The organism is Mesorhizobium silamurunense (assembly GCF_014843825.1).
GTDB classification, from domain to species: Bacteria; Pseudomonadota; Alphaproteobacteria; order Rhizobiales; family Rhizobiaceae; genus Mesorhizobium; species Mesorhizobium silamurunense.
The window spans coordinates 1-10,060 of sequence record NZ_JHQR01000223.1 but is presented as its reverse complement, the minus strand read 5'-3'; the positions used below and the strand labels follow the sequence as shown (position 1 = coordinate 10,060).

Here is a 10,060-nt window from a genome sequence, read left to right as displayed (position 1 = left end):
CGCCCTCGTTGGTGGGGCGTATATAGTCGGAGCTCCCTCGACGCGTCAACACCGATTTCGAACTTTCTTGAATTTTTTGCGACAAATTTTTCGGAAGCTACTTTTCATAGCCGACTGCCCTTGCGGCAGCTCCATAGTCGCCCGCATCGAGCCCTATTGCCGCCGCATTGAGGTTCGACACCGGCACATAGTAAGGAAGCGCGCGCGTATGCGTGAGAGCCTCGACAACAGACGACAAGAGCACCGTTCGTAAGAGACGCGTGATTGGGGATATCGGCCCCGGCTTGCCGCTTCGTTTGACTTCAATGGCCGCGACAGGCAAATGTCATGGCCGCAACGACAACGACAAGCCGTTTCGCCCGGGGAAGAAGCAGCCTTTCTGGATGCCAGACACGGAAGATGTCATAGCCGAACTCGGCAACGAGCCGCCGCTGATCGCGGACGGCCGCAGCGGTCCGCCTGACCGCCGCGAAGTCTCGGCGCGGTGGCTTTCGGGCACTTTCCTGACCGGCGTGACCTCGAGCGTGCTGATGGGCGTGGCCCTGTTCGCGGCGCTTGACGGGCGCCAGCAGCTGGCGACGCCGCCGGAAATCGCCGAGCTCATCAACCTCGCCAGCGGCGGCGATGATTCCGGCGAGCAGGCCAAGACGACCAGGCTGGTCGCGCCGCGCCAGATCGCCAGAGCCAAGGACCGCCGGCGCATGGAAGTGTCGATGGTCACCAAGGTCGGCGACCGCGACGTTATCCACACCATGCCGTTCGTGCAGATCAAGATGGCGCTTGCGGCCGGCCACACCACCAGCCGCCCCTACCCGCCATTCGACCCGCTACAAGTCTTCGGCGACGACGGCGACGACAACGCCCAGCCGGCCACCGCCGCCGCGGTCGCCGGCCAGATCTACGGCGCCAAGGTCGAGAGCGAGATGAGCCTGAAGACGGTCGATTTCCCGATCGAGACGGCATCCTTCGACGAAAAGAGTGATCTCTCCGCCGACGAAGTGGAAAAGGTCGTGCGCGAAGCCGGCAATGGCCTCAGCGACGGCGCCGTCCAGGTCGCGGCGCTTCATTATGTCGACCCACAACGATTCGGCGACGCCTTCGCCGAGAGCATGGCCGGTTCCTACGACGTCAAGATCACGCCGGAAAACGTCTCGGTGACAACGCGCGCCACGCCGGACGACCAGGCGCCGGCCTTTGCCGAAGAGATCATCCCTTTCACCCAGGATACGGACATCGCCGAAGCTTTCGCCGATTCCGGCTACACCGGCGATGACGCCACCGGGATGGCGGAAGCGATCGGCAAGCTCTTGAACGCGACGGCACTGAAGGCAGGAACCGTGCTGCGCGTCGGCCTCGAGGTGCGCGGCGATATCGCCAAGGTCGTCCGCACCAGCGTCTATGACCGCACCACGCATATCGTCACCATCGCGCTCGACGATCGCGGGCAGTTCGTGCCGGCACAGGAGCCGGAGCCCAATCCCGAATTGCTGACCGCATTCGACGATTCGCCGCCGGTGGTGGTTCGCGGCAACCTGCCCAATGTCTATGACGGCATCTATCGTGCCGCCTATTCCTACGGCATGTCGAAATCAATGACGCAGAAGCTGATCAAGCTTCTTGCCTCGGACGTCGATTTCCAGTCGCGTCTTTCGCCCTCCGATCGTCTCGAGGTCCTGTTCTCGCAGCCTGACGGCGACGACCAGACCTCCGACAGTTCCGAGCTTCTCTATGTTTCGGCCACCTTCGGCGGACAGATGCGGAATTTCTACCGCTTCCAGATGCAGGACGGCAGCGTCGACTATTTCGACGAGAACGGCAGCAGCGCCAAGCAGTTCCTGCTGCGCAACCCACTGCCGAATGGTCGCTTCACCTCCGGCTTCGGTGCCCGTCGGCATCCGATTCTCGGCTATGTGCGCATGCACACGGGCACAGACTGGGCCGCTCCAATAGGATCGCCGATCATCGCCGCTGGCAATGGCGTGGTCGAAAAAGCCGGCTGGGCCGGCGGCTACGGCAAGCAGATCATCATCCGTCACGCCAACGGCTACGAGACGTCCTACAATCACCAGAGCGCTTTTGCCAAAGGCATCGAGCCGGGTGTTCACGTCCGCCAGGGCCAGGTCATCGGCTATCTCGGCCAGACGGGTCTGTCGACCGGCCCGCATCTCCACTACGAGTTGATCGTCAACGGCACCAAGGTCGATTCGATGCGTGTCCGCCTGCCGGTCGGCAAGGTGCTGAAGGGCGACGACCTCGTCGCTTTCAAGAAAGAGCGCGAGCGCATCGACGACCTGCTCAAGCAGGAAGACGGAAATTCGCTGAAGGTCGCCAGCGCCAAGACCGATTCGCAGGTTCCCAACTGAGCAATTCCAGGAAAGTGCGTAGCGGTTGGGCTCGGCGACTTCGCCTTAGCCTTCCGTCCGGGAATTGCGTCAAACTGCTTTAATCACGCGAATCGCCCGTCTGCTGCGGCCAGGGCAGCGCCTGGCCGGGCACGGTGAACCAGGCGATGATCGACGACAGCAGGCAAAGCAGCGCCGTGACCGCGGCAACCGCGGCAAAAGCCGAATCGCTTGCCGCAATCCTCAACGCATCGAGATTGGCCGCGAGTCCGGACTGGGGCGGTTCGCCGAAACCGGGGATGCCGGCGGGGTTGCCGGTCAATCGCGCATAGACGAAAGCCGCGAGCGAACCCATAGCCGCCACCGCGATCAGCCCGCCGACGCGCGAGACGGCGTTGTTGATGCCGGATGCGGCGCCAGTGTCCTTGTCGTCGACCGAGGTCATTACCGCCGTCGACAGCGGCGACACCACGAGCGACATGCCGAGCCCCATCAAAGCCATCAGCGGAAAGGTTCCGGTCCAGAAATTATGGACGCCGGTATGGGCGAGCAGGGCCATGCCGGCAAAGGCGATGGCAACGACGAAGCTGCCGGCGGCGATCGGCAGGCGCGGGCCGATCTTGTCGGACCACTGGCCGACCGGCCCCGACAGCAGCGCGATCGATGCCGACAACGGCAGGAAGATGAAGCCGACCTCGGCCGAGCTCAGTCCCCAACCCGCGATCAGAACCATCGGCAGGTAGAAGAGGTTCGCCGACAGCGCGAAGTAGAGGAAGAAGGTCGCCAGATTGGCGCCGGCAAAAGCGCCGATGCGGAACAGGCCGAGATCGATCATCGGCTCGCGCTGCCAGCGCTCGTAGAGGATGAAGACGAAGAGCAGGACCACGCCGGCGACGATCGCCGGCCCGGCCATCATCCCGCCGCCCTCGGCGTTCATCGCCGTCAGCCCGTAGGCCAGCCATCCGAAGGCAAGTGTGGCGAGCGCCGCACCCCCGAGATCGAGGCTGCGCTTTTCGGTCGGCTGGTCGGCCGGGATCTTGGCGAGCAGCAGATAGATCGAAACCAGTCCGAGCGGCAGGTTGACGGCAAAGATCGCGCGCCAGACGCCGTTGCCGAAGGTCGACAGCACGAAGCCGCCCAGCACCGGCCCAAGCGCCGTCGTCAGCGCCGAAGCGGCCGCCCAGATGCCGATCGCCCGGCCGCGCTCCTTTTTCGGATAGGCCTTGGCGATGATGGCGAGGCTGCCCGGCACCATGATGGCGGCGCCGATGCCTTGGATGGCGCGGAAGCCGATCAGCACTGCCGGATCGGGGGCCAGCGCGCAGGCGAGCGAGGCGGCGATGAAAAGCGCAATGCCGTTGACGAAGGCGCGCCTGAGGCCGAATCGGTCGCCGGCGGCACCACCAGCCAGGATCAGTGCCGACAACGTCAGCGCGTAAGCGTTGGAGATCCACTGCGCTTCCGCAAGGCTGGCGCCGAGATTGACGCGCAGCGCCGGTATGGCGATCGCCAGGACAGAACCGTCGATGAAGCCGAGCGCTGAAGCCAGGATCGCAGCCACCAGCACGAACTTGCGCTGCGTTTGCGGGCAGAACGTTCCGTTCGCGCGCGTCGCGGTCGAAATCGAATCGGCGGTGGCTTCACTCGAGGAAGGCATGAAAGCCTGCTTAGCTCTCCGGCGCATTCATAACAACGAGCCAGAAGATTGCAGTCCTTGAAACCAGTTTGCACTCACCGCATGGCCAGGAAAGTAGCAATCGCAACGCAAACGGGCCGTCGCGTGCTAGGTTCCGGCCGGTCATTGCCAAAGGGGGAAGCCATGAAGCGGCCGCTGGAACCATCAGCCGAAGGGCGCGGACGCATCGTCGGCATAACCGACGGCGTCTTTGCCATCGCGCTCACCTTGATCGTGCTGGAGATTAGGGTGCCGGCGCATGAAGTGGTGCATTCGGAGGGCGAGCTGCTTGCGGCTGTCCTGGCGCTTGCGCCGCGTTTCCTGACCTATGCGCTGAGCTTCCTGACGTTGACCATCTTCTGGTTCGGCCAGCAGGCGCAGCATGGCCTGATCGCGAAATCGGATCGGCGGCTCGCAACGCTCAATCTCTGCTTTCTCGCCTTCATCGCGCTGCTGCCGTTCTCCACCGACCTGCTGGCCGATTTCCTCGAGTTCAGGGTCGCGGTGCTCGTCTACTGGCTGAACCTTCTGATGCTTGGCGTGACACTTTTCGCGAGCTGGTGGTACGCCGACAGGAACGGCATGCTGGCGGAGGAGGTCGACGCGCAAACGAGGCGTACCGTCTATCAGCGCATCGTCAAGGCGCAGATCCTTTGGGCGATCGGCACAGCGCTTTGCCTCATCACCCCGCTGGCGAGCATCGCCTTCATCCTGCTCGTGCAGCTGATCTATGCCGCCGCGCTGCGCGGCTCATTGCTGCGCAAAATCATCGGCTGACGATCCGCCGACAAACTCCACCGTGACGCCCGGCGAGACCAGCTTGGCGAGTTCGCGCGCGTCCCAATTGGTCAGGCGCACGCAGCCATGGCTCTCGGTCTTGCCGATCTTGGATGGATCGGGCGTGCCGTGGATGCCGTAGGTCGGTTTGTCCAGCGCGATCCAGACCGAGCCCACCGGACCGTTCGGCCCGGGCGGGATGGTCAGGATCTTGTCGTTCTGGCCCTGCTTGAAATTGATGCTGGGATTGTAGGTGTAATTCGGGTCGAGCGCGATGCGCGACACTGTGTGGATGCCAGTCGGCGACGGCGTGTCGGCCGAGCCGATGGTGGCCGGATAGGCCGCGACCAGCTTGCCGCCCGCGTCATAGGCGAAGACTTCCTTCTTGTCCTTGTCGGCGACGATGCGGGCAACCGGCGTCGACACCAGCTTGCCGAAATTGGCGACCTTGACGATCGTGCCGGGCCGATTGAAGTCGAGCCCCTTGTTGATCGACTTCAGATAGCCTTCGTCCATGTGGAAGCGTTCGGCCAGCGCCTCGGTCACCGAGGTGTAGCCCATGCGGTCGAGCCTGGCCTTCTGGCTGTAATCTTCCGGGATCGAAGCGACATAGGGACCGGCCGCGTCTTCGGGCGTGATCGTATAGGAAGCGAAGGCGTCGCCGCCAGACTGAGCAAGCGCCGTCTTGATGCCGACCGCGTCGGTCGATTTCAGATTGCTGCCCGTGATCTGGTTATAGGCGGCCAAAGCCTTATCGACATTCGAGCCGAAACGGCCGTCGATGACACCCGGCGAGGCACCGCCGCGGTCGAGCAGCACCTGAAGTTCGGCCACGTCCTGGCGCACGCCGAGCGACAGTGACGGATCGACGGTTGCCTTGCCGCCTGTGTCCGGCGGCAGCGCGGCATGGGTGTCCGGGTTGGTCTGCAGCACTTCCCCCTGACCTGGCTGCGCCGGATCGATCGACGCCTCGTTCAGCGGCTGGCGCTTGATGGTGTCCGACTTTGGCGCCTCCGGATAGGTGGTGGCATAACCCTCATCGCTCGGCGCCGGCGGATAGGCGTCGACGGAATTGTCGTTATAGGGGTCGTTCTCGTCGACCGGCGGCGGAATGACCCTGCCCTCTTCTTCAAGTTGGCGACGGCGGAAGCGGGCCATGTCGTCGGGATTGTCGAGATAGTAGCGGTCGTCGTCCTCGGCCGGCGCGCGCCCAAGTTCCTGCATCCGCAACTGGCGGCGCAGCGCCCGGCGATCGAGCCTGGTCTGCGGCGGCTGGATGGCGATGACCTTGCCGGTGTCGGCATCGACAAGAACCCGGTTGCCCCTGGCATCATAATAGATGTCGACATTGCCGTCCTGGGCGAGCAGGAGTGCGCCGTGCTGAGCCGGCCGAACCGCCTTCTGCGCGTCATCCCCGCTCGGCGCCGCGAGCGCGCCAGAAGAGACCAGCCCGGCCGCGAGTGCCGAAAGGGAAAAAATCGTGCGCAGCATGTGGGTCAGGCTCTCCGGTCGGCTCGGTCTTGGCAGGCGAAGCTTTCGCCAGCAAACCAGTTACCAAAATTAAGGTTCCAACATGAACCGGGCATGAAGATGGCGGATTTCCGGCGTTTCACCATGATCCCGAACGAATGTCAGCGTAGCCCCAGTTCGCTGCGTGCCAGTTTAGTCAGCTTCAGCACGACCAGGCGGTGACTTTCGCGCAGATAGTCCTTCAGCGCAGCATCATCCACGCTCTGGCTTGTCTGGCGCTGGATCCATTTGATGCCGCGCGAGGCTAGATAGGGCGCGGGCCGGCAGCCCGGCTGTTCCTTCAGCACGTCAAAGGCCATGTCGGAGCATTTGAAGGTGACCAAGACTTGGCCCTCCCGGTTGTGGCCGCCGATCGCGAACACCTTGCCGCCGACCTTCCAGACATGAGCGCCGCCCCACTGCACGACATGCGTCGCGGCGGGAAGCGAGGCGCAAAAGCCGTTATAGTCCTCGAGCTTCATTGGAATCAGCCCTCCTGGAACCGCGACCAAGGTCGGTTTTGCAGTAAGGCCCTGTCGAAATGCAAGAGCGCGCCGCACCGGCCGGGTGCGACGCGCTCCTGGTATTTGTTTTACGCAATTCCGGACGGAAAATCGCTAAGCACTTTTCCTGGAATTGCTCCGCTCCGGCTCGAATCAGGCGGCGGCTTCGGCCGCCACCACGGTCGGCTTCGAGCGGAAGTTCAGGCGATCGGAGCCGGCGGTGACCTTGACGGTCGAGCCGTCGAGGATTTCGCCGAGCAGGATCTTCTCCGCCAGCAGGTCCTGCAGTTCCTTCTGCATCACCCGCTTCAGCGGCCTCGCACCATAGGCCGGATCATAACCCTTGGCGGCCAGCCACTCGATCGCATCGTGATCGAGCGACAGCGTGATCTTGCGATCGACAAGCAGGTTCTCCAGGCGCTTGAGCTGGATCTCGACGATGCGGTCCATGTCCTGGCGGCGCAGCCGGTGGAACAGGATCACCTCGTCGACGCGGTTGAGGAACTCCGGACGGAACGAGGCTCTCACCGCGCTCATCACCTCGTCGCGCACGGCATCGACGTCCTGGTCGTCGCGTAGATTGACCAGATATTCGGCGCCAAGGTTCGACGTCATGATGATCAGCGTGTTGCGGAAGTCGACCGTGCGGCCCTGGCCGTCGGTGAGCCGGCCGTCGTCGAGCACCTGCAGGAGCACGTTGAACACGTCCGGATGCGCCTTCTCGATCTCGTCGAACAGCACGACCTGGTATGGCCGGCGCCGCACCGCTTCGGTGAGCGCGCCGCCCTCCTCATAGCCGACATAGCCGGGAGGCGCGCCGATCAGTCGGGCGACGGAGTGCTTCTCCATGAACTCCGACATGTCGATGCGCACCATGGCGCTCTCGTCGTCGAACAGGAAGCTGGCGAGCGCCTTGGTGAGCTCCGTCTTGCCGACGCCGGTGGGGCCGAGGAACATGAACGAGCCGATCGGCCGGTTCGGATCCTGCAGACCGGCGCGGGCGCGCCGCACGGCCTTGGAAACCGCCTGCACCGCCTCGCCCTGGCCGACGACGCGCTTGCCGATCTCGTCTTCCATGCGCAAGAGCTTCTCGCGCTGGCCCTCCAGCATCTTGTCGACCGGAATGCCGGTCCAGCGCGACACGACATGGGCGACATGGTCGGGCGTGACCACCTCTTCCACCATACCGGCCTTGCCGTCCTGGGCTTCGGCTTCCTTGAGCTTCTTCTCCAGCTCCGGGATCTTACCATAGGCAAGCTCGCCGGCGCGCTGGAACTCGCCCTTGCGCTGGGCAATCGCCAGCTCGTTGCGCATCTCGTCGAGTTGCTTCTTGAGGTCGGCGGCAAGGCCAAGCTTCTGCTTTTCGGCCTGCCACTTGGCCGTCAGCTCGGTCGACTGCTCTTCGAGGTCGGCCAGCTCCTTCTCCAGCTTTGCCAGCCGATCCTTCGAGGCGTCGTCCTTCTCGACCTTCAGCGCCTCGCGCTCGATCTTGAGCTGCATGATGCGCCGATCGATCTCGTCCAGCGCCTCGGGCTTGGAATCGACCTGCATCCTCAGCCGCGACGCGGCCTCGTCGACCAGGTCGATCGCCTTGTCCGGCAGGAATCGGTCGGCGATGTAGCGGTTGGACAGCGTCGCGGCCGAGACAAGCGCCGAATCGGATATGCGCACCTTGTGGTGCTGCTCGTATTTCTCCTTCAGGCCGCGCAGGATCGAGACGGTGTCCTCGACCGTCGGCTCGTCGACGAAGACGGGCTGGAAGCGGCGGGCAAGGGCGGCGTCCTTTTCGACATGCTTGCGGTATTCGTCGAGCGTGGTCGCGCCGACGCAGTGCAGCTCGCCGCGCGCCAGCGCCGGCTTCAAAAGATTCGACGCGTCCATCGCGCCCTCCGCCTTGCCGGCGCCGACCAGCGTGTGCATCTCGTCGATGAACAGGATGATGTTGCCGCTGGCGGCGGTGACTTCGTTGAGCACGGCCTTCAGCCGTTCCTCGAACTCGCCGCGATACTTGGCGCCGGCAATCAGCGCGCCCATGTCGAGCGCCATCAACTGCTTGTCCTTCAGCGATTCCGGTACGTCGCCATTGACGATGCGCAGCGCCAGGCCTTCGGCGATCGCCGTCTTGCCGACGCCCGGCTCGCCGATCAGCACGGGATTGTTCTTGGTGCGCCGCGACAGCACCTGGATGGTGCGGCGGATCTCGTCGTCACGGCCGATGACCGGATCAAGCTTGCCGGAGCGGGCGTCGGCGGTGAGATCCCGCGCGTATTTCTTCAGCGCGTCATAGCCCTGCTCGGCATTGGCCGAATCAGCGGTGCGGCCCTTGCGGACGTCGTTGATGACCTGGTTCAGCGCCTGCGCGGTGACGCCGGCCTTGGCCAGGATGTCGGCTGTCTTGGCCGACTTCTCCATGGCGAGCGCCTGCAGCAGCCGCTCGACGGTGACGAAGCTGTCGCCGGCCTTCCTGGCCAGTTCCTCGGCGGTCGAGAACACCTTGGCGAGCGGCTGGGCGAGGTAAAGCTGGCCGTTGCCGCCTTCGACCTTGGGCATTGCCTCGAGCGCCGCCTCGACGCCGAGCTTGACGTCGCGGACACGGCCGCCGGCGCGCTCGATCAAGGACGCGGCAAGGCCCTCATCATCGTCGACGAGCACCTTCAGCATATGTTCGGGGGTGAATTGCTGGTGGTTGCGCGAGAGCGCCATGGTTTGCGCGGACTGGATGAAGCCGCGCACGCGCTCCGAGTATTTCTCAAGATTCATATCTGTCTCCTTCCATCACCGGCCCGCTTTGCGGCACCGGATCAGATTGCGGTGACGGACCCGCTCATTCGAGCCAGGCCCTGTTCAGCCGAGATATGGTATATAGGCCCAGGTCTCTCAAGACGCCTTGATGTCGGTCAACGCAGAATATTCTAAACGCATATCGCCCAAAAGCGCGCAGCGGTTTTGGGAGAACGACATGCATCAAAACAAAGACTTGAAGCGCATCGCCTGAATCCGCTTCCCCGCGACGCGCGCAAACGAAAACGGCGGAGATTTCTCTCCGCCGTTCGAATGCCTGAAAATGGACCCGGATCAGTTGCCGGGATCAGTCATTTATGTCGGCGACCGCCGGTTCGCTGGTGCCGCCTGCCGGCTCGGCGCCACTGTCGCTCGGCGCCGCACTTGCCTCTTCGGCGGCAGCGACGACTGCTTCGTTGCCGATGTCCGCGGTGTCGCCGCGATCGGCGGGGCTGCCCTCCCGGTCGGCATTG

At 63.9% G+C, this 10,060-nt stretch carries 7 protein-coding genes; 2 read left to right on the top strand and 5 right to left on the bottom strand.

From position 1 onward, the window contains the following. Positions 1 to 97 precede the first annotated feature (97 nt). Positions 98 to 238: a hypothetical protein gene (locus DH10_RS24775; RefSeq protein ID WP_192257636.1), complete on the bottom strand. Its 141-nt coding sequence runs from the start codon at positions 236 to 238 to the stop codon at positions 98 to 100. 145 nt (positions 239 to 383) lie between these two features. Between DH10_RS24775 and DH10_RS24770 the strand changes: the two genes are divergently transcribed. Further along, entirely contained in the window at positions 384 to 2,363 is a 1,980-nt protein-coding gene (locus tag DH10_RS24770; RefSeq protein ID WP_192257638.1) for a M23 family metallopeptidase, read from the top strand. 79 nt (positions 2,364 to 2,442) lie between these two features. Here DH10_RS24770 and DH10_RS24765 read toward each other — a convergent pair whose 3' ends face one another. Further along, positions 2,443 to 3,999 carry an MFS transporter gene (locus tag DH10_RS24765; RefSeq protein ID WP_192257641.1) on the bottom strand — a complete coding sequence of 519 codons (1,557 nt, stop codon included), beginning with the start codon at positions 3,997 to 3,999 and terminating at the stop codon, positions 2,443 to 2,445. Positions 4,000 to 4,161: 162 nt separating this feature from the next. On the opposite strand from DH10_RS24765, the gene DH10_RS24760 reads away from it, so the two are divergent. After that, positions 4,162 to 4,794 (top strand): TMEM175 family protein, encoded by a 633-nt coding sequence (locus tag DH10_RS24760; RefSeq protein ID WP_192257643.1) that lies wholly within the window; start codon positions 4,162 to 4,164, stop codon positions 4,792 to 4,794. Here the strand turns inward: DH10_RS24760 and DH10_RS24755 are convergent. The 3 genes from DH10_RS24755 to clpB all read right to left on the bottom strand — a co-directional run bounded on the left by DH10_RS24755 (position 4,768) and on the right by clpB (position 9,566). Continuing rightward, on the bottom strand, positions 4,768 to 6,285 hold the full coding sequence (locus DH10_RS24755; RefSeq protein WP_192257645.1) for a L,D-transpeptidase family protein: 1,518 nt from the start codon (positions 6,283 to 6,285) through the stop codon (positions 4,768 to 4,770). The two genes, DH10_RS24760 and DH10_RS24755, sit on opposite strands and share 27 nt — an antisense overlap. Positions 6,286 to 6,425: 140 nt before the next feature. Beyond that, entirely contained in the window at positions 6,426 to 6,785 is a 360-nt protein-coding gene (locus DH10_RS24750) for an MmcQ/YjbR family DNA-binding protein (RefSeq protein ID WP_192257647.1), read from the bottom strand. 174 nt (positions 6,786 to 6,959) lie between these two features. Further along, complete coding sequence (clpB, locus tag DH10_RS24745) at positions 6,960 to 9,566, bottom strand: ATP-dependent chaperone ClpB (RefSeq protein WP_192257650.1); 2,607 nt, start codon at positions 9,564 to 9,566, stop codon at positions 6,960 to 6,962. Positions 9,567 to 10,060: the final 494 nt, after the last annotated feature.

Coding starts and splice junctions, on each gene's coding strand:
- DH10_RS24760 (WP_192257643.1), top strand. CDS start 4,162: ATGAAGCGGCCGCTGGAACCATCAGCCGAAGGGCGCGGACGCATCGTC.
- DH10_RS24755 (WP_192257645.1), bottom strand. CDS start 6,285: ATGCTGCGCACGATTTTTTCCCTTTCGGCACTCGCGGCCGGGCTGGTC.
- DH10_RS24770 (WP_192257638.1), top strand. CDS start 384: ATGCCAGACACGGAAGATGTCATAGCCGAACTCGGCAACGAGCCGCCG.
- clpB (WP_192257650.1), bottom strand. CDS start 9,566: ATGAATCTTGAGAAATACTCGGAGCGCGTGCGCGGCTTCATCCAGTCC.
- DH10_RS24750 (WP_192257647.1), bottom strand. CDS start 6,785: ATGAAGCTCGAGGACTATAACGGCTTTTGCGCCTCGCTTCCCGCCGCG.
- DH10_RS24765 (WP_192257641.1), bottom strand. CDS start 3,999: ATGCCTTCCTCGAGTGAAGCCACCGCCGATTCGATTTCGACCGCGACG.